Origin of the sequence: Porphyrobacter sp. YT40, assembly GCF_006542605.1 — a bacterium.
In the GTDB taxonomy this organism is placed as follows: Bacteria; Pseudomonadota; Alphaproteobacteria; order Sphingomonadales; family Sphingomonadaceae; genus Erythrobacter.
In genome coordinates this window covers 2,509,201-2,532,156 of the sequence record NZ_CP041222.1, presented here as the reverse complement: position 1 = coordinate 2,532,156, position 22,956 = coordinate 2,509,201, and the positions used below count along the sequence as shown (strand labels likewise).

Genomic DNA, 22,956 nt, shown 5'->3' with positions numbered 1-22,956 from the left:
GAGGAATGGGGCGGCGCGAAGCGGTGTCACAGGATCGGCCTCCCGACCCCGAGAATGCGCCTGGCGCAGATCCACCCGATCGCCGCATAGCGACTGTCGAAGCCGTCCTTGTGCGCGGTGGTGACGAAATAGCAGCCTTGAGGAACGACGCCTGTCGGGCCGAGCGCCAGCGGTTCGCCGAAACGGCTAGCACGCTTGGCTACCGCGACCTTGCGGCCATTGACGAAGAAGCTGCGCTCCTTCTCGGTCACGATATCGCCGGGCATGCCGCTTACCTTCTTGCCGAATGGCTTGGGCTTCTTACCGAAATGCCTTTCGAGCAGCGGCGAGCCGGGCGGATCGAACAGGATGATCTCGCCGCGCTTTGGCAGCGTGCCTCGATCGAGCCAGATCGCCCAGTAAGGCAGGCTCGGACTGGCGTTGATCATCAGCGCGTGGTCCTTCGAGAAGGCGGCGAGCGAGGTGAGCGCGAGCGCTGCCGCGCCAAGCCCTGCCCACAGCGCGAGGCGCCGCCCGGTTGGCGAGTGGAGGACAAGATCAGCGGCGCGCATCGGGAATGGCTCCCACGCGGCGCGCGACATCGGCGCGCACGGCTTCGGTGAGATCAGGCGTGCTGCCGGCAACCACCGCTTCGGCGACAAGGACCGTGCGGCCCTCGCGGCCCAGATGTTCGACCGAGGCTTCGACCGCCTGGAGATAGGCCTGGACGCGCATCTTGGTTTCTTCTGGCGGTCTTCCCGCGCGCGCCTCGGCTTCGATGAAGTCGCCCATGATGCGGCTCAGCTGCACGGTCACCACTTCGCGCTTGTCGAGCGCGAGCAGCTTGTCGGTGGCCCAGACACCCCAGAGCGCCGAGCCGACCATGCTCAAACCGAGCGCGACGGCGGTCCAGTTCACCGCACCCATGCGTCCGCGCAGAGACTGTGTTGCCAATATGTTCGTCACAGCTTTTCTCCCGAAAGCTCGCGCTCGAGATCGCTGATGAAGCGCGGCAGGCGCCAGACCACGACGAGCGTTGCGACACCGATGAGGACGAACTTGAACTCGTCGAGGAAGCCGATCTGGCGGCCTTGCTCGGCGCCCAAGAAGCGGTCCGAAATATTGGCGAGATGGGCGAAGAAGACCCCGGCATCGCCGCCAGAAATCAGAAGGAAGAAGAGCAGCGGGAGCCCGAGCGCCATGAGGTAGCTCGAGGCGAGGAAGGTGCTGCCGCGAAGCACGATGTAGCAAAGGTCGGCGGCATGGGAGCGCCAGCCCTTGGCGGGCAGCTCGAGACTTTTGCTGTCGGCACGGGCATCCTGGGCCCGGTCGATCGGCGTGACGAGATGGAGTGGCATCGGTTTTGGGTGTCCTTGGATGGAGGGAGAAGTCAGGTTCGATTGGCAAAGGCGATCCGTTCGATCGCGTCGGCAAGCTGGTGGCCGCGCGCGATTTCGGCATCGATCGCGGCAAATGTCTGGGGCGAGCTTGAGAACAGCGTCGCCGAATAGTCGTCGAGCACAAGCCGACCGATGGCTTCGGTCTCCGGGCCCTTGATGAAGACTTCCGAATAGTCGCTGCCCGAACGCTTCAGGCTGCGGATCAGGGTCTCGGTGCGGTCGTCCATGTCGAGGCGCTTCGACGCCTTGAAATCGGCGATCGTCTCGGGCTTCTGCTGGAGGATCAGCATCCAGTCGCTGTTTTCCAGCGCAGCGGTCGCGCCGTCGGACTTGTAATAGTCGTTGAGCGACTGCGTCGCGGTCGCCAGCGCCCCGCCATATTTGCGGCAAGTACGGGCGTAGGTCTCGACGAACTCGCCCATCGAGCCGCCCTTGAGCATCGACCACGCCTCGTCGATCAAGAGCAGCTTCCTCACCGAGCGTGGGCTGCGGGTCATGGCCTGGCTGGTCATGAACATGATCGCCGAGAGTACGACGCTGCGCAGTTCCTCGCGGGTGGCGAGGTCCGACATCTCGAAGACGGTAAAGTCGGTGTCGAAATCGAGGCTAGCCTGGCCTTCGAAGAAGGCACCATAAGTGCCGCCGGCCATGTATGGCGCAAGCGCGGTGGCGAGATCGCTCGCAGCTTCATTGCCGAGACCGGCCAGTGCTTCGCCGACGCCGGTGATCGATGCCGCCACGCCCCGTTCGCTCCAGACCATGTTGACCGCCCGGTCGATCAGGCCGCGCTCGGTGTCGCTCAGCTTTGCGCTGTGCCGCGCCATCTGGCCGACGATGGCCTTGACCATGCCGAAACAGTCGAGCCGGTAATCCTCGTCTTCGGCCGCGCGCTCGCCATCGATCATCGAGAACGGATTGAGGCAGAATCCGGCCTTCATCGTGAACTCGACGAACCGGCCGCCTTGCAGCTTCACCGAATGCTCGAAGCTGCGTCCGTCGTCGATGACCACGACCTGCGCGCCAGCACCGCGAAGCGCCGCGCACATTTCCTGGAGCAGCACAGACTTGCCCGATCCCGACTTGCCGCAGATCGCGACATTGTGGTTGCCAGCATCGTTCTCGAACGGCGACCAGAAGAAGGGCTGGCCGCGTCTACCCACAAACAGCAGATGCGGATGGACGCTGCCGAGATATTCGCCCTGCATAGGGGCGATATTGGCCGCTGTCGTCGACAGCACGGTCTTGAAGCGCTTGAGGCGCTCCATGTCCGCGCCAAGCCCATCGGCCAGCGTCATCGGCATTGCCGCCAGCAGTCCCTGGATCTGCAGGTAGCGCTCGTCGGCAAGATCCCAGCCCGCCGCCTTGTAGATCGACTTGATCGCGCGTTCGTCGCGGTCCCCGCGGCCAAGCGGGGAGTAGGTCGTCAGGCCGTAGAAGACCCGCACCAAACGGCGGCCTTCCTGCAGCTCGGACTGCACATGCTGCCACTCGGCCGCCTGCTCGCCGATGCGGGGCAGGAAGCGCGCGCTGCGCGTTCCGGCAAGGCTCGTCGTGCGCATGAACTTGAAGCCGGCCTTGGCTGAGGCGGCTTCCTGGTCGGGATAGACGAGGCACAGCATCGTCGCGGCCGGGCAAGGGAAGCGCAGCTTGTCGGTGAACATGTCGCCGATGAGCCGCGCGCATTCCCACGGTGCCCAGCGCTGGGGCATGTTGCGCGAGGAAAAATGCCGCACGTCGAACGCATCGGGGTAGACCGTGCCGATCTCGGGCACGCCGTCCTCGATCTTGCCCGTCGCACGAAATCTCTCGGTGACGAGCCGCATGCGGTCTTCCTGGATGACGAGCTCGATATCGTGCCGGATCGCCTGGGCCGCGATTGCGTCGTTGGGATTGTAGGGTACGGCATCGTCCTGCGGCGCGGTGGTCGGCGAGGTCAGGTCGTCGATGATCGCGATCAGCTGCTGCGGCTCGACCTCCGCCACGCCTAGGTTGAGCGACTTCAGCATGGCGATGAGCCCGTCGCGGGTCTGCTTGAGATCCTCGTTGCTGACCGCCTTGGCGGCAGGCACACCGACCGAAACGATGACCTGATGGTGCCGGGCGTGGAAGGGTGCGTCCTGCGAACCCGATTCCCAGACGAGACCGTAGAGCCGACGTGCGCGGTGGCGGGCAATCGCCTCGTAGACGCCGCCCTGGACGTAGCGCGGCGCAAACCAGGGTGCGACGATACGGCTGATGCGCGGGGAGGCGAGATGCAGGACCTGGAGGCAGGCGCCAGCCGGAAGCCCCTCGGAGAAGAAGGACCCGAGGATCTCGCCGGTGCGTTCGTCCGCTCCGATCAGGGGGGTGACCGAAAGCACGAAGCCTTTCGAGCGCGCGTTGAAGTAGAGTCGACTCGCCGGATCGTAGACCCGGTAGGGGAGCCAGTCCGACAGCAGATCGAGCATCAGGGCAGGTCGGTCATGCTCGGCATGCTCGGCATCACCCAGAAGCCCGGTGAGGAGCCTGTCGACAATCGTCTTGAGTTTCTCGGCCATCACTTGGGCTCCTTCTGTGCGCGCCCTGCGTTCTTGGCGGCCTCGATCGCCTCGATGGTCGGGAAGATCAGCGGGGCCTTGTCGGCAGAGGGCCGAGGGGTTCGATCATGCGGGGGCTGCGCCATGTCGAACCTCGACCGCCGGTGCTGTCGCACCGGCAACCGCCTCGCGCGCCGTGGAGGGGAGGACCAGCGGCGAGGCAGAGGGGATGTCATCAAGCGAGGACGAAGGCTGAAAGGGCTGTCCGAGATCGAACGTCTCGGCTTCAGGCTGTTCGGCCTGGGGAAAGGTGGTGGTTTCGTTCAGGAGATCGCTCTTGGCCTGCGCGGCCTTCAGCTGGCGCCTGAGCTGCCGCATCAGCGGCGGGGCGGTATCCTCGCCTGCCTTGCGGCGCAGTTCTGCGACCCAGCGCGGATTTTCGACCACCGCCCAGGCGACCGCATCGTCGTGCAGCGTCCCGGTCTCATCGATATGCGCCGGAAAGACGATTCTGAGCGTACGCTCGGAGGTGCGACCCTGATCGCCGGAAGCGACGGAAACAGGGGGACGCAGGCCGTCCTGGACCGGTCCGGTCGCGGACAAATCCTTGGTCGCGCGCGCATCGATCACCTGGCTGGGCGCGCAGTCGCCCTTGGGGGCACGACAGGTGAAATCGCCTTCGATATTGGTGCCGAAGGTGGCGCAGCCACTGGTCAGCACGGCAAAACAGGCAGAGACGAGAATACGGTGGGAAATTCCCATGACGATTATCCTTTCTTGGCCGGAGCGGGGGCGGCCGCTTTTGCGGCTTTGAGGAATTCGCGGAGCACGGAAGCCGGGCGGTAACCTTCGAGGATCGCGCCGTCGGACGGGCGCACGATGACCGGCGTGCCGTTGAAGCCTTGGCGCTTGGCAAAGGCTTCGTTGGCATCGAGCCCGCTCGTGTCACACGGCTTCGGATTGGCGAGGGCGAGGCCCGAATAGGCCATGTGGAGGGACACCTCGGGGCGCGGCGAGCACAGCACCCGTTCGGCATCGCGGCGGCTCTCGGCGCCGAAGATCGAAATGGGCCGCTCCTCGACGCGCGCGCCGATCGCCTTCAGCTCGGCCTCGAGCTTCTTGCAGTAGCCGCAGTGGAAGTCAGAGAAGACGACGACCTTGGGGCCATTCGCTGGTCCCCAGGTGATCGCGCCGTTCGCGGGCAGGCCGGCGAGCGATACCTTCTGCGGGGTGGCGCGCGGTGCGGGCTGGTCTTCTTCGCCGGCATTGCTTCGCCGCGCAGCGCCCGCTGCCAACAGGTCGGGATTGAGCGCGAGGAGACGGGCTGCGGTCAGGTCCTGACGCGCCTCCATGTCGTAGATGCGCCCGATCACCAGATATTTGGCCGCGCGATCGACGTAGAACAGCGTCGATTTCGAAGCGACTTCGCACAGGCCGCCAAGGCCATCGCAGGTGATGGCGTCGATCGGCGTCTTCGGCAGGCGCAGCTTGAGCGCGGCGCGTACCTTTGCCGTATCGGGAGCCTGGGTCGGGGAAGCGAGGCTGGCCACGCCCCAGCCCGTTGCGGCCGACAGGGCGATGACGGCAGCGGCCGCCGCCATTGGTCGCAGCCAGCGCCGCGGCTCGGTCGGTGTCGGATCGTTTGTGGCGGGGGTCATTGGGAGTTCCTCACGTAGACGCCGTCGAGGAAGACGATCTCGACATCAATGCCGGTCGGCATCTCAACGACGGGTTGGTATTGTTCGGCGCGCTCGATCAGATATTTGCTGACCGTATCGGCGGCGTCCGCGGCGCCCTGGCCGAGCCCGCCGCCGAGGATGTCGCCGGCGGAGAGCTTCGAGCGGGTGCCATCAGCATTGGTCGTGACGCCGGAGAAGACGCTGTTGGCGTTCGCCGAAAAGCCGCGCCCGAACCCGCCGACAATCCCGGCAAGCAGAGCCTGACTGACAAGGCTGCCCTCGCGGCTGACGACACGCCCACGCACGCCCGATTTTCCGGCAAAGCTGATGAAGCCTTTGACCTCGCTCACCGCGACGCGCCCGCCGGGCTGGTCGCAGGTCATCCGCGCCAGCTTCACATAGACCTTCTCGGACGAGAGATCGCCGCGTGCTGCGCCATTGACGATGCAGCCCTGGAGCCGCGTGGTCAGAACCTTGCCGTTCTGCATGACCGATCGCGCCGGACCGGTAATGCGCAGCACCACGGGAAGCGGATCGGTCTGGCTCGCGACGCCGGCCGACGCATCGACGCCGACGATGACCTTGGCCGGAGCATAGGAATTGGGCGGCAGATAGTCCGGCGAGTCCTCGACCACGACCGGCGGCACTTCCGGGCGTGCCGCTCTCAGTCCACTGGCCCCTGCCTTGTCGGAGGTGAAGCTCATGAGTTTGACTTCACCGGGCCCGGGCAGGCCCGCTTCGCTCGCGCCCAGCGCAGCACCCGCAGGGGCAGGCTGAACCGGTCGACCGCGCGCATCGTAGCCACCCGCCTGCGGGCCATAGGCCGGTGGCGGCAGGCTTGCGGCTGCTGGGGCGGCCTGGCTGGCAAGGCGCGACTTGAGATCCGCGTTCTCAGCGGAGATCGCATCGATCGCGGCCTGGCCGTCGATCCGCATGGCCTGGTTCTCCGCCTTGAGTGCGGCCAATTGGGATTCGATTTCCTCGCGCGGGAGGCTCGCGTCCTTCATCGCCTTCTGCTCGCGGGTCACGGCATCGAGACGATTGCCGTAGGTCGCGACGAACTCGCGCTGCGAAAGGTCGCGATTGATGAGCCCTGCCGTGTCGATGGTCTGGGCGGCGGTGGGATCGTCGCTCTTCGCGCCGTCGTCGCCGCCCAGGATGAACCAGCTGCCGCCGACAAGCGCGAGTGCGCCCAACGAGCCCAGCAGAAGCTTCTGCCGCCGCGCGGTCTTCGCGTTGAGGCTGGTTACTGGCGACGGCGATGCCGGATCGGCCTGTACCGGGGTTGAGATCGAAGGAGTATCAGTCATGGCCCAACCCTCCGTTCGAACCGACGATGAAGGCGACCGTGCTTTCTCCCGATTTGAGAGTGGGCTGGGCGATCGAGATTGCGAGTGTCTGGGAGGACGCGAGATCCGCTTCGGTAAGCGTCAGCGGCTTGCGGCCACGGTTCGCCAGGCGGATGACCTTTCCGGCGAGCGCGCTGCCGCGGTAGTCGGCGATGAGCTGGATTTCGAGATCGCCGACCCGTGCTGGAAGGGCTGAGGATTGCCTGACTTCGAAGCCATCGACCGTCCGGTCATTGGCCATGGCCTGGATCAGCCGCACCGCGCTTGTTTCAAGCGGCGTTTCGCTTTCCCAGCCAGATGCCTTGTTTGTCGCGATCGCCGGGTTGGTGATGAAGACCTGCACTGCCGGGACAGGCTCGACCTGGCAGGAAACCTTGTAGACGAAGCCCTTCTTGGTCGTGGCGAAGAAGCTGATCGACCGCGCCGCATAGGTCTCGGGCACGGACACGTAGATGTCGCCGCGCAGCGGTTCGTTGGTGACCGCAAAATCGTTGTAGGGCGTGCCGGTCGAGATCTTCGAAACGCTGGCAAACTGGTCGTCGATGAGCGCGAAGCGCGTCAGCTCGCGGGACGACACGGCGCATTCGATGCTCGCTCCGTCTGCAGCCTGTTTGAACTGGTCGGCGGCCTGGGCGCCGCTCCCTGAAAATGCGAGGATGGTACTGGCACAAAGAGCCAGGCTCCACGCGCGCGTCTTGCGTCGGTAAGCCATCACTGGGCCTCCTTCGTTGGGTCTTTGGGGGGCAACTGGCTGAAGCCTGACAGCGCGAGACGCAGGCCCCGGTAGGTCCAGTTGAAGCGGAAACGGCGTTCGTCGCTCGCGATGACCTGGGCGCCGACAAAGGTCTTGAGCGTGCCCGTCACATCGGAAGTCAGCCCCTTGGGATCGACGGTCATCGACCGGATGACGAAGGCCTGGGTGACGTCCGACCCCCGCTGCTCGTCGACAATTCGGACAAGATCGGCCTTAAGGCGTCCGTAGCTTGCCGGATCGGCGAGCTTCAGGATCTCGTCCATCCAGTAGTCGAGGCCTTCGGGGCTGCGATTGAGCAAGACGAGCGCGGCATCGCGGGTCACGAGTTCGAGATAGTCGGCCTCGACCCCCGCGCTGCTGACGGTGAGCTGCTTGGGGAGCGTTGGCAGGAGCACAACTTCGCGGTCGCGGGTGGCAGCAAGGCTGACGGCGACGACAAGCGCAATGCCAAGCCCGGCGCTGGTGAGCGCAAAGAGGTTGCGCTGGCGCAGCAGCGATTGCTGACGCTCGTGTGAAATGTCGGCAAACATGGATATCTCCCCTCAACCGGCAAGCAGGCGGCAGTGGGAAGGCGGCGTCGATTTCAGGCCCAACAATCCGGCAGGCAGATACCAATAGGCGGCATGGGCTACCCAGGAGCTGGCGCGTCCTGCTTTTGCCTTTCGCAGCGCGAACCAGGCGCCGAAGGCAACGATGATGCCGATAAAGATATGCTGGCTGAGGATCCCCCAGGTGAAGGGGATGAGCATCCCGGCGAACTCGTCAATGGTCCAGAAGCCGATGAGCTCCGGATCGTCGAGCCGACGCGGGATGATGTATGGGTCCGCCATGGCGACGCGCCTTCCCGTCCGATGCGTCAGATGACCGCGGTGACGACCGAGGTGACGATCGGAACACCCGTGCCGACGCCGATGCCGACACCGACCGGAACAGCGACCTGTCCGAGCGAGAACCGGCCCGAGGCGAGACCGATGAGTCCGCCTGCAAGGCTGAGGACCGTGATGATCTTGCCGCCCGAGCCTTCGAGGAAATCGGTGAATTTCGTGAGGGCAGGGGTGAAGGTTGTGTCGGCGCCCGCGTAGGCGGAGCTGGCGGCCAGTGCTGCGACCGCAAGCGGTACCGCGAAGGTCATCGCCCGCCCGAATTTCGAGGGGCTTTGATCGGTGGCGCCGGAACGCCGGGAGAGGGTGAGAGACTGCATATGGAGCTCCATCTGGAGGGGTGAACCCAGCGTTCTTTCGTTCGCTGTGTGTTCCACATGCATCTAGGAAATCGATGTAGGAAAGCCTGAGGTGACTGAGCACCTGTGGTCCGGACGAATATGGACTTACTGAATTGCCCGTGTCGGAGATTGCGTTCGGAAATGGCGGTTTATGAGGCTTGTTGGGTCGGTGAACTCCGACGAGTCAGGCGACCTTCGCCGACGAATCAGGTGCGAAGATGATTCGCCTAGAAACGAGATGTTCCGCTAATGTTCTTTTTGTTTTCCTACATGCGGTGCGCGCGATATGGCTACGACTCAGTTGTTCATCGTCGGAGTTTCTTCCATGCACCAGCCCGCGTCATTCCGAGGCAAAGCGAACGCCAGTCTCGCGCACATTCTGGCCCACGCCATCGAGTCGTCCGACAAACCGAGGCACCAGATTGCCCGGGAAGTAGGCATCCATCGCGAGACCCTGCTTCGCGTCATGCGCGGCGACCGGCCGATCGGTCTAGATGAAGCTGCCCTCGTACTCGACGTGTGCGGCGCCTTTCCACGTGCGAGCATGATCCTGGCTCTTGCTGGTCAGGAAGATCTGGCCTGCGAATGGATGCGCAGCGAGATGGGGGAGTTCCTTGAAGACTTCTTCACCGCTTTGCCTGGTCAGCTCGAGCGGACGCTTGGTCGACGGGTCGAAGATCTGAGGCCGCGGTGGGCTAACGGCACCTCGCAACTCGTAGCGCGCATGCTCGCCAAGCATATCGACGATTTTGCCAATCGTGACATCGCGATGGCGCTGCCGCGCTAAGGCTATTCACCTCGGAGGGGACCGAGCCAATCTACCCGACAGGACAGACCATGAATGCGAAACCCCAGATCACCGATGGCGCTTCGACCGATGACGAGGCGCTGCGGCAAGTCCTTCCGCCGGCGCGGCTGTTGCGTCTACCCGAAGTCATGGACCGGGTCGGCTTGCGGCGTTCAGCCATCTACCTGCGGATGAGCGAGGGCCGCTTTCCTAAGTCGCGGTCGCTTGGTCCCAAATGCGCAGTATGGGTCGAGGCAGAAATCAACGACTGGATCCAGTCGATCGCTCTGAATTCGTCGCGCGCCGATCCATGATCTATGCCACGGAAAATCCTCGCGCTAAGCTGCGCGCATGGTTCATCGTTACTCGGCGGGCAATCCACTTCATCCAGAGGCCTTGAAAGAGAAGCAGCGATCGCTTCGCGCAGGTTTTCCAACGCCTCTGACCCTGCGTGTTCACCGCGCCCTGTCCTGGCTTCGCCGCGCTGTAGCGGAGGACGAGGACCAGGACGTTCGCTTCATTCTCCTCTGGATCGGGTTCAATGCTGCCTATGCTGGCGACGTCGAAGCCTCGGCCAGTAGCTCAGCCCCTGAAGGCGAGCGCGGCCTGTTCCAGACGTTCTTCTCGACACTGGTGAAGTTTGACGGGCGCCACCGGGTCTATGACGCTGTCTGGCAGCGTTTCAGCCAGGAGATCCGCCTCCTGCTCGATAACCGCTATGTCTATCACCCCTTCTGGCAGTATCAGAATGGTGTGCCCGGATACGATGATTGGGAGCAGAAGCTTGAGCGTAGCCGGACCGCCATCAATCATGCCTTGCGCGAGCACGACACAGTCCGGATCCTCTCGATCCTGTTCGATCGGCTTTACGTTCTGCGTAATCAGCTCGTGCATGGCGGCGCAACCTGGAACAGCGATGTCAATCGCGACCAGGTGAGGGACGGGGCGTCGCTGCTGGGTTGCCTGCTGCCGATCTTTGTCGATCTGATGATGGACAATCCGCAGCACGAATGGCCGATGCCGAACTATCCTGTCGTGGAATGATCAGAGCTGGCAGTCAGGCAGAGGCCGGGTCTGAGCGAAATCTGAAACTCGGCTAGCTCGCTCACGACATCTTCGCTCATTCCTGAGAAGAGTTCGATCAGCTCGTCCTGCCGCGGTTGCCCGAATGCCAGTCGATAGCTCGCCAGCGATTTCTTCAGGTTCTCATAGCGTTCCAGCTCACGGCTGAAGGGGGGCATGAGGACCATGCGCTCGATCTTCGCCTCGCCGGGATATATCCAGTAGGGCACGATATCGCCGGCATGCCCATCGGCCGTTTGTTGATCCTGCGCCGCCTTGAACATGGCAGTCCATGGTGCCTCGGCGCCGACGAGCGCCGAAGCGCAACTGCCGAAATCTGCCGCGATATTGCGGCGCACCGCATGATTCTTGAATCGATGGACACGGCCCTCGCGCTGTTCGATGTCGACCGGATTGCGAGGAAGGTTCCAGTGGACGATCCGCGCGCAATACGGGTGAAAATCGAGGCCCTCTTGCCCGATTGACGTGGATGCCAGCACGAACGGGCGAAAAGGCGATTTGAAAGCGGCCTGGACGAGAGTGGTTCGGCGAACGCCCTTTTCCTCTTCGGCTTTGGTCGCGAAGCGCATGGCGAACCGCGCGCGGATTTCGAAGGTCTGGTCCTGCAAGCGTGCGCGGCCGGCCGTCCAGTGGTCGAGCGTAATCTGAGCGGGCCGCAGTGCGACAACCTCGACCACCTTCATGGCGATGAGCCGGGCTCGTTCGGCCGCATCGACTTGCTCGGCGCGTTCACTTTCTAGGACCAGATGGAGATACTCATCCAGCACCGCTGCGAGATCGTGCTGCGCCGAGTGTGCGTTGACCTGGCGCCAATAGTTCAGAGGCGAGACTTCCTCCAGCAGAGCGCGGCTCTCTGGTTGGTTGTACAGGCTGCGAAACCCGAGCGCGACCACGATCGCCGCGCCGACTAGCGCCGGATCGTCGATCTGCAACTCCGGGCAAAGGCGAGCGAGCGCGCGAAGTGCGCAGGTCGCAGGCGAGCCAAGCGCAAATTCCGCCAGCTTGTCGACTATGTCTCTTGGATCGGGGGCGCCGTGATGGTCGTCGGAATCCAATGCCTGCTTAATCGCTTCGATTGTCCGTGCCATCGCGCCATGTTCGTCATGCGCATCGTGCTCAATGGCACCGACGCGGCCCCAGTCCACACCCCGGTCCAGTTCGGCCTCGATTGTAAGGGGCAACAGGCGGTCGGATCGCTCGGCCAGTCGGGAAAGACACGCCGGATTGAGGCGTTCCCCCAGAACCTGACGAACCTGGACAAGCAGTTCAGCATAAGTGCCCGCTCGTCCATGGCGCTGTTCTAGCTGCAAGGGATCCACCCAAGCGGCAAGGGTCGGAGACGGACACAACATCGGCATCATTTCTTCGACGCCGATTGGGCGGCTTGTGCGCCCCACCAGGTCCGGTGACATGTTCATGCGCCGGCTCGCCTCATGCGAGAGAAGTGCCGCAATCGCATCCGGGACCATCGACCAGTCCGAGAAAACCAGCGTCTTGGTCGCAGGGACAGGCTCTCCGAACGAAGGACGGGAAGGCGGAATCCACAGCGCACGATCAAGGCCGTATTGGAAGGCCGTGTCGGCGAGCGCGCGCATTCGTCCGTTGCGAAGTGGTATCTCAGCGAAGTTTTCGACTTGAGCCTTGTCGATGAAGTACGGCGCGGCGGCTCTAATCGCCGTGCGCAGCTCCCTGGCCGGCCGCAGCTTAACTGCCTGCAGGCGCTCTCTCAGCTTGTAGCCGCGCATGAAGTTGAGAAGGTAGGGCGACGACTTCCAATATTCGACGATGCCGGGCGCACTGACGAGCTCGGCCACCTGCGAAACCGCTTTTGCCTCCCTCAGGTCGTCCGTCTCTATCGTCAGCATGGGCTTCAACTCCCTTACCAGCGAGTTGCGATCCGCGGTGGAGTCCACGCGCTCCGTCCGGGCAACAACCTGGCTGAGGATGTGATGCACGCGGTCGCGTTGGAAACGCGCGGCCGATCTTGACGCAGGCATGGCTTGCAACGCACGTCGGAATTTCGAGAGCTCAATCTCGAGTTCACTGACACGCGCCTCGCCGTCCACGTCGCCGAACAGAAAGCGCATGGTTCGCAGGAAGTCGCTGTAGTGATCGCCTTCTTCCGGATCGTCGCTGCTCAAGGTGAGCATCCGGTACGGCGTAGCGGACAGCAACAGCAGGCGTGCCGACGAGCCGTCCGGGCCGGAGTAGGAAAACAGCGCCCGCGCAAGCTCCGCAGCCGCTGCTTTTTCGGGTGCAAGACTCTCATCGTGCTCATGCAACAATTCGGCAAACCGCTGGAACTCGTCCAGGATGATGAGATCTGGGGTAAGTGCATCGACGCATATCCGTGCCAGGATGCGGCGAAGTTCCCCGATTATCGCGGCCGGGCGCTGGTCGGGTGGGTAGTCCGGACTTTTCTTGTTCCGTGCCAGCTCCGATGCCTCGCGAATGCGCAGGATGAATTCATCCCCGATAGCGTCGTTGAATTTCTCGGATATCTCCTTCGAAATCGACTGGGCGCGCATCCAGTCTGTCCAGCCGGGCCAGTTCTCAGGCGTAACTCCGCCGCGAAAAATGCGCTGCACACCGCCATGCCGGATGCCGAGCCTTTTTCTCAGCATCTCATAAATGAGAGCGCGCTCTTTTGCCGTCCCCAACGACGACTTCAGATCGAGCGCCGTCCCCGGTGTCAGGCTGATGAGATTAATGGGCCTGGATGCGATCCCTCCTTCCTGCTCGATCTCAAGCGGCAGGAGGGTGAGGCGGGTGTTCAGCGGTTTCGTCGCTGATCCGATCACATTGAGTGACTTGATATTCTGCTCGGCTATCGCCTGGTTCGAGCAGATGTAGACCACGTCTATCCGGTCAACCTTCCCGGTCAGTTGTTCGATCGTTTTGGCGATAACGCCGCGCGCAACCATGGTCTTTCCCAAGCCGACTTCGTCGGCAACGAGGAACTGACGCGTAGTCGAGGCATCCGTGAACAGGCGCTGGAAGACATAGTCGACCGTGGCGCGCTGGAAGGGCTTCAAGAGCTCCAAATGGTCGTTCGCCCGATAGCTCACTGTCGTGTTCCCTTGGTGGCCAGGAGCGGCGCAAAACTTGCCCAAAGCGCGAGAAACTCCGGCGGAACAATGTTCGCGCCGCCTTCCGGATCTTCGAGACGCTTGATGAGCTGATCGATCTCGACGAGCTCGCCGCTATCGAGACTTAGAGCGCGGACCATCGGTTCGAGAAGCGATGCTCCGCCCTGACCGAGCCGGCGCAGCCATTGCCCTTCGCCAGCAGTCTCGCTCTCGAGGAAGCTACCTTCCCCCAAGCTCCCGAGTAGCAAGCTCAAATATCGGAAGAAATTCTCGACATTCGCAATGTGCGCCCGCAGTACGGCGGCGTCGCGCCCATCAGGCACCCCGACCAGCCGCGCGCCAAGGGTGAAGGCGACTTCCACGCCAGTCCGCTCGTCGCGAAGGCGGATTCCCAACCAGCGGGTGACCTCGCTTAGCGGCACCGAACCAAGCGTCATTCTAGGCTGTGCTTTCGCGAGCAGCGCCGCGGCATCATACCCCCGTTCGTTCGCAACGGTGATTGCGCGCATGAAACAGCTTACGCCGTCCGGTAATTCCAGGGATGGGGCTTTGCCTGCGATCTCGACTTCGAGCGCGATGGTATCCGTCAATTGCGTGCAATGAAGGTCGAGCGCGATCGCCGCGATTTTGATGCGCAGTTTCTCCAGCGCCTTTTCGGCTGCCGCCGCGGCGTCCTGCTCGGGCGGCTCGGATGGCGTATAAGGGGCCAGGAGGCGCCGAAATCCCTCCGAGAATACCGCATCCTCAATCGTTCCCATCCGGGATTTCGGGCCATCGAGCGTCGCCATGACCTCTACGTTCTGCGTTCGGCCTCCGTGGGTCGGCACCAGCGCAGCCGTCGTCGCATTTGCGGAACCAAGGTGAATGTGCAGGCGTGAGCCGCGCTCGACGACATAGGCCTTGGCGTGAAGACCCTCGAGATCGGCCGAACAAGCCCCCTCGCGGTCTTCTTTCTCGTATTCGGTGGCGCGGTCGTCGAGGGTTTGTATCTCAAACAGACTGCGAATGGCCGGTTTGACGCAGTCGAGTTCCTCGGCTCGCGCGACGAGCTGGCAAGATGCGGGATCATCGTATCCCGAAGCCAGTTGCTTGAGCGCGTCCCCGCTCACGAATGGGGATAGGATTGCCAGGCGCTCCCCCTTTTGCGGGGCCCAGGCTCCCGCTTCCAGGCCGTTGACAGCGAAGCGGATCTTGGTTGCCCCGGCAGGGAGATCGTTCCACCAGCAGCGAGCGAGATCGCGCAGCAGCGCAGGAAGGAACTTGGGTGCGGTCGGCCGATTGGCCGCATTCGCCAGTCCCGGAAGAGCGCGTAAGAGCCCGACGACTGGTTCATTGCCTTCGCAAATATCGTCGGTGACCGTGCCATCGAGGCAAAGCGCCAAGTCCCAGCATCGATCATTGGTCAGGTTACGCGAGAGAATCGCCAGCCGCATGCGGATGGGCATCCCCTTGCGCTCCGGTTGGAAACGGATGCACCACAATTTAGGATGAAACGCGCCGCCGGCCGGCGCCGCAACCTCGGTGATGGTTTTCTCATAGAGGGCCATCAGGCGCGCTGCATTCGGGCGCGCTTCCTTGATGCGGCCGCGATCGCAGTAAATGGCCATCCGGCCCGCCATCCGTTCGACGCTTTGCAGCAGAGCCAAGGGGCTGCGCAGCATCTCGTCGCGATTCTCCGCGTCGCGAAATACAATGGCGATCGGGATCGCGAGGGCGGTCTCGAAATCGAGCGAATAGGTGGTGGCTATCGCGTTGTCGAACCTATAGCCGTCGGGTGAGCGCATGAGCGACGTATAGAGTTCGCGATTTTCAGGGTCGAAGGCGGGATCAACCGGCATCGGCAAGCTCCCCGAGATAGCGGCTGGCGATGCCCCACCTGAAATCGAGTCGCGCGTCCCCCGAAGCCCCTGACCAGCGTTCAAGCGGCGCATCGTGAAGGAGCCTTGCCTTCATCCGTTTCAGCCCATGCTCCCGCTGCTTGAGCAGTTCTATCGCCTGGTGATCGGCTTCGACTGGGCCAGTGCCATCTCGGGCGATTGTCACCCATCCCCGGATGAAGTCCCGTGATGACTTGGTGAGGTTGTGGCTCGTCCTGCCAATCAGGCCGAAGAGATCGTCGAGATCCCAGTCGTTCAACGCCAGGTGGTCGATCTCCGACTTCCAAGCTTCGATGCGTGAGCGATAATCCGCCGCCAGCGTCGACGCATCGGCGTGCTTCTTGGCGTTTGGCCGCTCTGCAGCACGAAGGGCCAACAGGAGATTATAGAGAAGGCTGGCTCCGTACATGACCCCCGAAAATCGTTCGGCGTGCCGGAGGATCGCGCGATTGGCGTCTGACATGGTGTCTTCGCTGATCTGCCACGGCCAATCATCCGCGAAGGATTTGCCCTTGCGAGCGAGCTCGTTAAGCAAGCTTGAGCCTGCATGGCTTTCGATGCGGTCTCGCAGGAAATCGGCCTCGCCATCGGCCAGGGCGAAGGAAGCCCGATCCAGTAGATTTGCGGGCGGCTTCGGAAGGTTCGGCGCCCATAGCTTGAGATCATGGTCCTTCAGGCTTTCGGGACCATAGGACAAGAAGGTCGAATGGCTGCCCGGCAGTGTCCGAATGCCCAGAGTGCTCAAACCTGCCCAGTAAACACTTGAGGGAAGCCGCTTGAGTTGTCGTCCAGCAAGACGGCCAATTACATCAACGGTTTCTCCACCACGCAGCAATGCTTCGCTTAAGTCGAACTCCATGTCGCGAGCAATGATCGTACGTTCCGCCTGCGTGGCCTTGCGACTCTGTGCTTCCAGATAGATCCACGGAATGAACAGCATGTATCGCAGCCGCGTCTGGATCGTGCTGGTTCCGGGAAAGAGGAGATCGGCCAGCCCGTCACGCACGGTGCCGAGGCCGAGCTCGTCGCGAGCCTCGGGCTGCTTGAACAGGTCGATCAGGGTTTGAGCGCGGCGACGCTCTTCCGGGTCAAAATCAATCCAGGCGAGATAGGACATGAATGCTTCTTCGGGACGTGCTGGGAAGGGCAGGGCGGCGAGGTCAGGTTCTCGGCCCGATCACGGCGTCGAGCCGACGCTGGATGGAGAGACCTCGATAATCTCACCCCTGGTCATCAGGACGATCATTCCGCGTTCGGCGCCAGTCATGTCGAGATAGGCTTGCACCTGACCTCGATAGTGCTCGAGCGACAGAGCATCGGGTGCTACATCGCTCTTCCAATCCACGATCATTCCCGGCTTGCCCTCAGACGTCAGGGTGAGAGCGTCAGCAATTCCGGAGGTCGCATATTCATGCCCATCCGCGGTGTGGCTCGCAAACACCGGGAACTCGGCTATCAGTTCGCTCCGCACTGCTGCAATCGGATCAAGCTTGAGTGTCTTGTCGACGCAACTGGCCAATTCCTCGGGGGATAGGCCTGTCGCGGCATCGCTAACCGCAGTTCGGCCGAATTGAACGATCAATTCCTTCGCTCGCTCGGTCAGCGAACCAAGATCGTCGAAGATTTCGCCCGTCAGAACCTCCTCCATCAGCTTGTGGAGGATCAGGCCCCGCTCGCGGCTGCCTTGAATGGCGATCTGCGGCGGGAGCTCCTGAGGTTGCCTGTCGTCGGAATCTGTCCAGAGGTCTGGTTCCTCCTCGACGACTACGGGGCCGGAGGTATTTTCGCTGCGGCTCGGGGCGAGCCAGGTCAGACGGGCCTGTCGCCGCAAGATTTCTTCAGCTTCCGCCGCAAATGCCTCTCTCGTCTGCGCGTTGCCCGCTTCCCCTGCTGGCGATGGCACGCGCTCCGGCAGATCATCGGGATTGAGTGCTGGAAGCTCGGCAAGCGAAAGGTCGAGCAGACTTATCCATGCCGACTTCGATGGTGAGACATCGAGGCGAGGAAGAATCAGCAATTGCCGCGCCCGCGTGGCCGCCACGTACCACAGACGTATCCGCTCCCGATCCAGCTCGAGCTTTTCGGCCTCGATCGCCGCTTCGTGCCCCTCGGGGGGCACGCCGAAGATCGGGCAATAGAATGTATCCGACTGGCGGTCTGTCACCGCGCTATCGGGACCCATGACGCCGGTCATGGTGTTGATTGGTATGACAATAGGCCATTCGAGGCCCTTCGCCGCGTGCATCGTGAAGAGCGAGATGGCTTCCTCTTGCGCGTCGGGGCGACCTTCGACTGCTCGAGTCTCATCCTCCCACGCCGTAGTCATCGCCTCAGAAAACGACCGCAGGCCGCGCACCGCATATGCAGTCGCAAGATTGAGGTAGAGGTCGACATTGGCGAGCGCGCGCTCCGCCTGACCGCGATGGCGCTCGACGAGAATGGGCCTGATACGCAGGACATCAATCGCCTGCGACAGGAGTTCATGCGGCGTGGTGCTGTTCGCTCGCCGCGCAAGAGCCTGCAGTTTCACCAGGACCGCCCGCGCCAGATCGTGAGTGATGGAGTCGGTATCGACGGACAGGGTCAGACGCGGGATGCGGTCGGGTTCGCTCTCATTGCGCGGGAGAGCCCAGACGATGTCGAGCAATTCTTCATCTGTAAGGCCGACCAATGGCCCCCGAAGCAGCGCGCCCAGCGCCAATGTGTCGCGACGGTCAGCAAGGACACGGGTGACCGCGATCAAATCCTGGATTTCCTGACGACGGAAGAGCCCTTTGCCGGCTTGGGTCGCAACCGGGATACCGCGGCGTTCCAAAGCTTCTTCGTATCGCCATAGTTCGGCGCCTGTCGGGGCGAGCAAAGCGATATCGCCCGGTTGGCAGAGACGCGGAGTCCCGGTCCGGCGATCGACGATTTCCTGCCCGCCGATCAGACGGGCGCACAGGTCGGCAACTGCCTCGGCTTCACCGTCCCGTTGCTGCTCCACCTTCGCTTTGCCATCCTCGCCTGCAACCGCGACGTCGAGGGCAGCTACGCACACGCCCTCGATGGGATCGGAGTGGAACGCATCGAGGGCCGTGAAGCCCGGTTGGCCATCGGCAGACAGGACCGCTTCGAAGCGCGCGTTGACGAAGGTCAGAACGGAGGCGCACGACCGAAAATTGGTCGAGATGGAGAGCAGGCTTTCCTGACTCTGCGCGATAAACGCGCTGCGAGCCTGTACATAGGCACCGACGTCGGCGCCGCGAAAGCGGTAGATCGCCTGTTTCGGATCGCCCACGAGAAACAGTGCGCCCGGACGGATACGGAAGTCCGCCCAATCGTCGCCTTCATGCTGCGGATCACCGCATAGCCGCCAGAAGATCTCGGTCTGGAGCGGATCGGTATCCTGAAACTCGTCGACGAGGACGTGGGCAAAACGCTTGCCAAGCGCCTGGCGTACGGCCTCATGACTGCGCAACAGGTCGCGCGCGGCATAGATCAGGTCGTCGAAATCGAGCTGCGCGCTTGAACGCTTGTAGTCGCGGTAGCGTTCGAGGATTGGCGCGGCTTCTGAGACAAGCGCTGCCAGAACGTGGCTGGCAACCGCCTGCTGCATTGCGGACCACGTCGTGCAGCTTTTCGCGTACAGATCGTCGGCGGCGATGTTGAGCTGCTCACCGTCGGCTTTGGACAAACCGGCCTGCTTCGCCGCTTCGACCCACTTCCCCTTCTTGCGATAGGCGGCAAATCCACCGGTCTTGGTGCAAACGTCCGGATGGGGGCGAGCCACCAGCAACTGAACAAGGCCCGCTGGTGATTGGGGGTCGGCAACCGCGGCTACCGCTTGAGCCATCTGCGCGAAGCCTGCCGCATAGGCGGCTGTCTCGGGCTCGTGGGCCGAGGCATTTTTGATGAAGTCGCCAAAGGCTGTGGCCGCCTGTTGGAATTCGGCCATGAGCGGAGCGAACGGGGACGGCGCTGGTGCCTTGAGAGTTCGCCTGCTGCGCAAATTGGCCGCGATCTTGTGAAGCAGCTCCACCGTGCTTTTCGGATTGTAGAGCACCATTTCGGCAATGATGCCGCCATGTTCGCCGGATAGCCGCTCTCGCAGCCAGCCATCAACGATTTCGAGAAACGCAAGATCAGCCAGGTTCCGATCCATGACCGTCGCGCCAGGATCGATGTCTGCCTCAGCCGGGTAGGGCTTGATGAGACGCTGGCAGAAGCCGTGAATCGTCGAGCAGGTGACTTCATCGATCGCCGCGCTCGCGGTGACGAGATTGTTGCGCTGGGCATCGCTGAGGCCATCGGGAAGTGCGACTTTAAGCTCTGGCGCGATGCGGCCTTCGCTCAACTCGGCGACAAACTCCCTGACCCGCGACACCAATTCGCTTGCCGCCAGTTCGGTAAATGTCACCGCAGCGATGGCGCGCGGAGAGGTTCCCTCCGCGAGCATTACGGCGATGCGCCCCGCCATAACCGCGGTTTTGCCCGAGCCAGCGCCAGCCTCCACGAGGATCGAGCGGGTATGCCGACCAATTGCATCGAAGCGGGCACCGTCGTCCTTCAGTTGCGCAGCCATTGTCGTCATCACTCCGCCTCCCACACCTGAGCCGCATCTCCGAGCATTGCCGCCGCGATTGGACGCTTGCGTTTGCAGTAGGTTGGGCCGGCGTTTGCGGGCAGGGCGAAGGCGAGATCGTCGTAATCATCGCCGGTATCCGGGCCGGGGATCGCCAGCCCGGATTGCAGGTTCGACCGGGCAGCAACAAGGTAGCCGGTGACCTCGGACAAGGCGGCGTCGGGATCGTCGAGCTGGAGGTCCAGGTTCTCCCTAGGATACAACAGCGACGCGGTTATGCTCACATCCTCGCCCAGCAAGGATTTCACGGCGAAGCCATAAAGACATCGTTGAAGCTCCTTGCCCCCGTTGAGGCGAATGGCCGACCGTGGTGCGCGTCCGGTCTTATAGTCTCGCACGATGGCGCACTTGCCATCGTCAAGAATGTCGAGGCGGTCGATGTAGCCCTTGATCGCAAAGCCTGCGCCGGGAATTTCGACCCTGGTGCTCGGATCCCAGGGAATGGCCCCTTCCGATTTGGGCATGGATCCACCGAACGGCACCTCGGCAAAGCTTTGCGCTGCCGCCAGTTCCAGATGGCCATAGGTCAGGGCATTGCTTGCCGTCACTCGAGCGTCTGAGAGCGTGCGCGTCCAGATGATCGCCGGCGGCACCGGACGTTCACTTTCCCAATCGGCCGCCACTCGGGCGGCCGCACTCCCGACCAATTCGTCGATAACTTGCGCCGTTGCGCTGCCGAGACCGCCGGCGGCCTCGATGTTCTGGAGCGCGATGTCGAGCACCATGTGGACAAGGTCGCCCATTTCCAGCGGATCGAGCACCAACGGTTCGGCTCCGGCGTCAGGGGCGCTCCAGTGGAGTCCATAAACCCAGACAAAGCCGAGGGGGTTGCGGAGCAGGCGTCGCAGCGAACTGGCTGACTGCGTGCGATCGAGCACGGCCTGGATCAGGGGATGGTCTGGTCTCACCTTGCCATCGTGAGCGGTAATCTCCTCCCGCTTCCAATCTCGCCAGCAGGCCAAGGCGCTGACCGCTTGGGGATAGGCGCGAAACTCTTCCGTTCTGGCCATCAACCGATCGGTCTCGCTGAAAGCATGAAGCGGAACCGCATTGCGGCGAAGATACATCTCGCTGCCAAGTCCGGCGAGCAGTGGACTGCGCCCGAGGAGCCGGCCATCGCTGTCGCGGCGGGCACGAGACAGAACGAGCTGGCCGGATGTCGTCGCCAGAATAGTCTCGAAATCACGCCTATCCGCCTGATTGATCGGAAGTGGATCGAGCACATGGGTCGGGATGATGTGATCGGGAATCAATCTGTCTTCAGAAATGCCGCGCGGCCAACGCGAGGAATTCAGGCCGATCAGACGGACAAACCGGCGCGGTGATGCGGCAAGCGCACTTGCCGGCATCCACGCAACCGAGACGCAGGAATCGAGACCGTCATCCTGCTTCAGGTTTTCCAGCGAAGCGTCGATCGATGAGGCCGGCCCGGCCATGAGTGCCTTGCGCCAAATCGCGAGCGCGCGGCCTTCAAGAAAGGCTGGGCCGACTTCATCGGCAGCGTCGGACCCTTTTGCGAGCAGCTCGATCACGGATTTCAGTGCAGGGGAATAGTCGCTTCCATCCGGCCAATCTTTGGCTGCGAGACCCGACAACAGTCGGTTCCACGCAGCAGACGTCGCCATCGGCGCGTCGGTTGGCAAGACGCGCAGCCACCCTTCCGGCAGTGCTGAGAGCGCGGGACCATTCGAGCAGAGTGCGGCGAGCCGCCGGATACGGGTCTGCGAAAGGCCGCGAACAAGAATGTCGGCCAGCGCCGCCGCGGCCTGACCGTCGCGGGTCGTGACTGTCCTAACCCCATGGACAAAGTGCAAATCGATGTTCGCATCGGACCGTAGCGCCAGGAAATGATCGTCATATTCGGCAGGCGACGCTGATGCGATTGCGATTTCATGCGGGGCGACATCGCCGGATGCCAGAAGGGATCGTACCCAGCGCAACGCCTCGATAGCCTCGTGGAGACCCGAGGCGGCGCTTGCGAGGCTAACCTCGGGATGCTGGGCCGCTGCTTCGACTACCTTTATCGGGGACCCAGCCAACCAGGCCGGAATCCGGCGCGGCCCGGCATTCCACGTCACCGGAATCTCGGTCGCGAGCTCGATCAGCAATGGGCGCCAGCACGGCGAAAGCTCGGTCAATCCCTCAACGGTCAGGGCGCCGAGCACCTTCTGAGAATGATGAATTCGGCTCCGCGCGCAGGCGACGATATCCATCGGCCTGAGCATTCCTGCGGGAAGTTCGGCCAGAACAGCAGCTTCGAGGTGGGCCAGCGCCTCTAGCCTGGGATGGTCTCCTGCGCGTGCGGAGAGGTCGATCCCGGCCCGCCAAACCTTGTGAAGAGTGTCGGCCGCAGCGTTGACCATACCGGGGAGCGACTTGATGTTTTCCAGCTCACCCAGCGGCGTATTGGGAAGCACAGACTGCAATGTCGAACGGAGCGTTTCGTCGTCAATCGGCTTGATGAAGCCTCCGGCCAGTCGCACCGCTGATTGCTCGAACGACATGATCTGGGTGCCATGGTGCCGATCGCGTGCAGCATGCAGCCGCTCGCAGCGCATGGCATGTCTTCCGTGACATACAATAGTTGAACGCCCAGC

At 62.8% G+C, this 22,956-nt stretch carries 20 protein-coding genes; 3 read left to right on the top strand and 17 right to left on the bottom strand.

Translation table 11 applies throughout. The features are described from left to right. Nucleotides 1-26 precede the first annotated feature (26 nt). The 12 genes from E2E27_RS11880 to E2E27_RS11830 are packed head-to-tail and all read right to left on the bottom strand — an operon-like array spanning nucleotide 27 to nucleotide 8,878. Nucleotides 27-551 (bottom strand): S26 family signal peptidase, encoded by a 525-nt coding sequence (locus tag E2E27_RS11880; protein WP_141459439.1) that lies wholly within the window; start codon nucleotides 549-551, stop codon nucleotides 27-29. Next, the gene (locus E2E27_RS11875) at nucleotides 538-906 is read right to left on the bottom strand and encodes a TrbI F-type domain-containing protein (RefSeq protein ID WP_234036265.1); all 369 of its coding nucleotides are present in this window, start codon (nucleotides 904-906) and stop codon (nucleotides 538-540) included. The genes E2E27_RS11880 and E2E27_RS11875 overlap by 14 nt, the downstream gene beginning before the upstream one ends. A 35-nt stretch (nucleotides 907-941) precedes the next feature. Further along, nucleotides 942-1,337 (bottom strand): hypothetical protein, encoded by a 396-nt coding sequence (locus tag E2E27_RS11870; protein ID WP_141459435.1) that lies wholly within the window; start codon nucleotides 1,335-1,337, stop codon nucleotides 942-944. A 32-nt stretch (nucleotides 1,338-1,369) separates the two neighbouring features. After that, a complete protein-coding gene (gene traC, locus E2E27_RS11865; RefSeq protein ID WP_141459433.1) occupies nucleotides 1,370-3,916 on the bottom strand; it encodes a type IV secretion system protein TraC in 2,547 nt (848 codons plus the stop codon). Continuing rightward, nucleotides 3,916-4,041, bottom strand: a complete 126-nt coding sequence (locus tag E2E27_RS19195; RefSeq protein WP_286172652.1) for a hypothetical protein — start codon at nucleotides 4,039-4,041, stop codon at nucleotides 3,916-3,918. Before E2E27_RS19195 ends, traC begins: the two co-directional genes overlap by 1 nt. Next, nucleotides 4,022-4,657 carry a conjugal transfer protein TraV gene (locus E2E27_RS11860; protein ID WP_234036041.1) on the bottom strand — a complete coding sequence of 212 codons (636 nt, stop codon included), beginning with the start codon at nucleotides 4,655-4,657 and terminating at the stop codon, nucleotides 4,022-4,024. The genes E2E27_RS19195 and E2E27_RS11860 overlap by 20 nt, the downstream gene beginning before the upstream one ends. 5 nt (nucleotides 4,658-4,662) lie before the next feature. Beyond that, nucleotides 4,663-5,553, bottom strand: coding sequence for a DsbC family protein (locus tag E2E27_RS11855; protein ID WP_141459431.1), 891 nt, complete (start codon nucleotides 5,551-5,553; stop codon nucleotides 4,663-4,665). Beyond that, nucleotides 5,550-6,884 carry a TraB/TrbI/VirB10 family type IV secretion system protein gene (locus tag E2E27_RS11850; RefSeq protein ID WP_141459429.1) on the bottom strand — a complete coding sequence of 445 codons (1,335 nt, stop codon included), beginning with the start codon at nucleotides 6,882-6,884 and terminating at the stop codon, nucleotides 5,550-5,552. The genes E2E27_RS11855 and E2E27_RS11850 overlap by 4 nt, the downstream gene beginning before the upstream one ends. After that, nucleotides 6,877-7,635 (bottom strand): type-F conjugative transfer system secretin TraK, encoded by a 759-nt coding sequence (locus tag E2E27_RS11845; RefSeq protein WP_141459427.1) that lies wholly within the window; start codon nucleotides 7,633-7,635, stop codon nucleotides 6,877-6,879. Before E2E27_RS11845 ends, E2E27_RS11850 begins: the two co-directional genes overlap by 8 nt. Beyond that, nucleotides 7,635-8,207, bottom strand: coding sequence for a type IV conjugative transfer system protein TraE (locus E2E27_RS11840; protein ID WP_141459425.1), 573 nt, complete (start codon nucleotides 8,205-8,207; stop codon nucleotides 7,635-7,637). The genes E2E27_RS11845 and E2E27_RS11840 overlap by 1 nt, the downstream gene beginning before the upstream one ends. 12 nt (nucleotides 8,208-8,219) lie before the next feature. Next, nucleotides 8,220-8,507, bottom strand: coding sequence for a type IV conjugative transfer system protein TraL (gene traL, locus E2E27_RS11835; RefSeq protein WP_007013892.1), 288 nt, complete (start codon nucleotides 8,505-8,507; stop codon nucleotides 8,220-8,222). Nucleotides 8,508-8,533: 26 nt separating this feature from the next. After that, entirely contained in the window at nucleotides 8,534-8,878 is a 345-nt protein-coding gene (locus E2E27_RS11830; protein WP_141459422.1) for a TrbC/VirB2 family protein, read from the bottom strand. A gap of 307 nt (nucleotides 8,879-9,185) precedes the next feature. Here E2E27_RS11830 and E2E27_RS11825 point away from each other — a divergent pair, with 307 nt between their 5' ends. From E2E27_RS11825 to E2E27_RS11815, 3 genes are read left to right on the top strand one after another with little or no spacing between them, the layout of a single operon-like run. Then, on the top strand, nucleotides 9,186-9,686 hold the full coding sequence (locus E2E27_RS11825; protein ID WP_234036040.1) for a transcriptional regulator: 501 nt from the start codon (nucleotides 9,186-9,188) through the stop codon (nucleotides 9,684-9,686). Nucleotides 9,687-9,736: 50 nt separating this feature from the next. Next, nucleotides 9,737-10,000: a helix-turn-helix transcriptional regulator gene (locus E2E27_RS11820; RefSeq protein ID WP_007010920.1), complete on the top strand. Its 264-nt coding sequence runs from the start codon at nucleotides 9,737-9,739 to the stop codon at nucleotides 9,998-10,000. Between the two features lie 37 nt (nucleotides 10,001-10,037). After that, nucleotides 10,038-10,730, top strand: coding sequence for a HEPN domain-containing protein (locus tag E2E27_RS11815; protein ID WP_141459419.1), 693 nt, complete (start codon nucleotides 10,038-10,040; stop codon nucleotides 10,728-10,730). Here E2E27_RS11815 and E2E27_RS11810 read toward each other — a convergent pair. The 5 genes from E2E27_RS11810 to E2E27_RS11790 are packed head-to-tail and all read right to left on the bottom strand — an operon-like array spanning nucleotide 10,712 to nucleotide 22,863. Next, complete coding sequence (locus E2E27_RS11810; RefSeq protein WP_141459417.1) at nucleotides 10,712-13,837, bottom strand: helicase-related protein; 3,126 nt, start codon at nucleotides 13,835-13,837, stop codon at nucleotides 10,712-10,714. The two genes, E2E27_RS11815 and E2E27_RS11810, sit on opposite strands and share 19 nt — an antisense overlap. Next, entirely contained in the window at nucleotides 13,834-15,696 is a 1,863-nt protein-coding gene (locus tag E2E27_RS11805; protein WP_141459415.1) for a phospholipase D family protein, read from the bottom strand. The genes E2E27_RS11810 and E2E27_RS11805 overlap by 4 nt, the downstream gene beginning before the upstream one ends. Continuing rightward, nucleotides 15,686-16,852 (bottom strand): DUF6361 family protein, encoded by a 1,167-nt coding sequence (locus E2E27_RS11800; protein ID WP_141459413.1) that lies wholly within the window; start codon nucleotides 16,850-16,852, stop codon nucleotides 15,686-15,688. Before E2E27_RS11800 ends, E2E27_RS11805 begins: the two co-directional genes overlap by 11 nt. 60 nt (nucleotides 16,853-16,912) lie before the next feature. After that, nucleotides 16,913-20,308, bottom strand: a complete 3,396-nt coding sequence (locus E2E27_RS11795; RefSeq protein WP_141459411.1) for a UvrD-helicase domain-containing protein — start codon at nucleotides 20,306-20,308, stop codon at nucleotides 16,913-16,915. Further along, nucleotides 20,308-22,863 (bottom strand): PD-(D/E)XK nuclease family protein, encoded by a 2,556-nt coding sequence (locus E2E27_RS11790; protein WP_234036039.1) that lies wholly within the window; start codon nucleotides 22,861-22,863, stop codon nucleotides 20,308-20,310. Before E2E27_RS11790 ends, E2E27_RS11795 begins: the two co-directional genes overlap by 1 nt. Between the last annotated feature and the right edge of the window lie 93 nt (nucleotides 22,864-22,956).

What these genes read in the sequence shown, in the direction of transcription:
- E2E27_RS11880 (WP_141459439.1), bottom strand. Translation starts at nt 551, where the DNA reads ATGCGCGCCGCTGATCTTGTCCTCCACTCGCCAACCGGGCGGCGCCTC.
- E2E27_RS11875 (WP_234036265.1), bottom strand. Translation starts at nt 906, where the DNA reads ATGGGTGCGGTGAACTGGACCGCCGTCGCGCTCGGTTTGAGCATGGTC.
- E2E27_RS11870 (WP_141459435.1), bottom strand. Translation starts at nt 1,337, where the DNA reads ATGCCACTCCATCTCGTCACGCCGATCGACCGGGCCCAGGATGCCCGT.
- traC (WP_141459433.1), bottom strand. Translation starts at nt 3,916, where the DNA reads ATGGCCGAGAAACTCAAGACGATTGTCGACAGGCTCCTCACCGGGCTT.
- E2E27_RS19195 (WP_286172652.1), bottom strand. Translation starts at nt 4,041, where the DNA reads ATGGCGCAGCCCCCGCATGATCGAACCCCTCGGCCCTCTGCCGACAAG.
- E2E27_RS11860 (WP_234036041.1), bottom strand. Translation starts at nt 4,657, where the DNA reads ATGGGAATTTCCCACCGTATTCTCGTCTCTGCCTGTTTTGCCGTGCTG.
- E2E27_RS11855 (WP_141459431.1), bottom strand. Translation starts at nt 5,553, where the DNA reads ATGACCCCCGCCACAAACGATCCGACACCGACCGAGCCGCGGCGCTGG.
- E2E27_RS11850 (WP_141459429.1), bottom strand. Translation starts at nt 6,884, where the DNA reads ATGACTGATACTCCTTCGATCTCAACCCCGGTACAGGCCGATCCGGCA.
- E2E27_RS11845 (WP_141459427.1), bottom strand. Translation starts at nt 7,635, where the DNA reads ATGGCTTACCGACGCAAGACGCGCGCGTGGAGCCTGGCTCTTTGTGCC.
- E2E27_RS11840 (WP_141459425.1), bottom strand. Translation starts at nt 8,207, where the DNA reads ATGTTTGCCGACATTTCACACGAGCGTCAGCAATCGCTGCTGCGCCAG.
- traL (WP_007013892.1), bottom strand. Translation starts at nt 8,507, where the DNA reads ATGGCGGACCCATACATCATCCCGCGTCGGCTCGACGATCCGGAGCTC.
- E2E27_RS11830 (WP_141459422.1), bottom strand. Translation starts at nt 8,878, where the DNA reads ATGCAGTCTCTCACCCTCTCCCGGCGTTCCGGCGCCACCGATCAAAGC.
- E2E27_RS11825 (WP_234036040.1), top strand. Translation starts at nt 9,186, where the DNA reads ATGGCTACGACTCAGTTGTTCATCGTCGGAGTTTCTTCCATGCACCAG.
- E2E27_RS11820 (WP_007010920.1), top strand. Translation starts at nt 9,737, where the DNA reads ATGAATGCGAAACCCCAGATCACCGATGGCGCTTCGACCGATGACGAG.
- E2E27_RS11815 (WP_141459419.1), top strand. Translation starts at nt 10,038, where the DNA reads ATGGTTCATCGTTACTCGGCGGGCAATCCACTTCATCCAGAGGCCTTG.
- E2E27_RS11805 (WP_141459415.1), bottom strand. Translation starts at nt 15,696, where the DNA reads ATGCCGGTTGATCCCGCCTTCGACCCTGAAAATCGCGAACTCTATACG.
- E2E27_RS11800 (WP_141459413.1), bottom strand. Translation starts at nt 16,852, where the DNA reads ATGTCCTATCTCGCCTGGATTGATTTTGACCCGGAAGAGCGTCGCCGC.
- E2E27_RS11795 (WP_141459411.1), bottom strand. Translation starts at nt 20,308, where the DNA reads ATGACGACAATGGCTGCGCAACTGAAGGACGACGGTGCCCGCTTCGAT.
- E2E27_RS11790 (WP_234036039.1), bottom strand. Translation starts at nt 22,863, where the DNA reads ATGTCGTTCGAGCAATCAGCGGTGCGACTGGCCGGAGGCTTCATCAAG.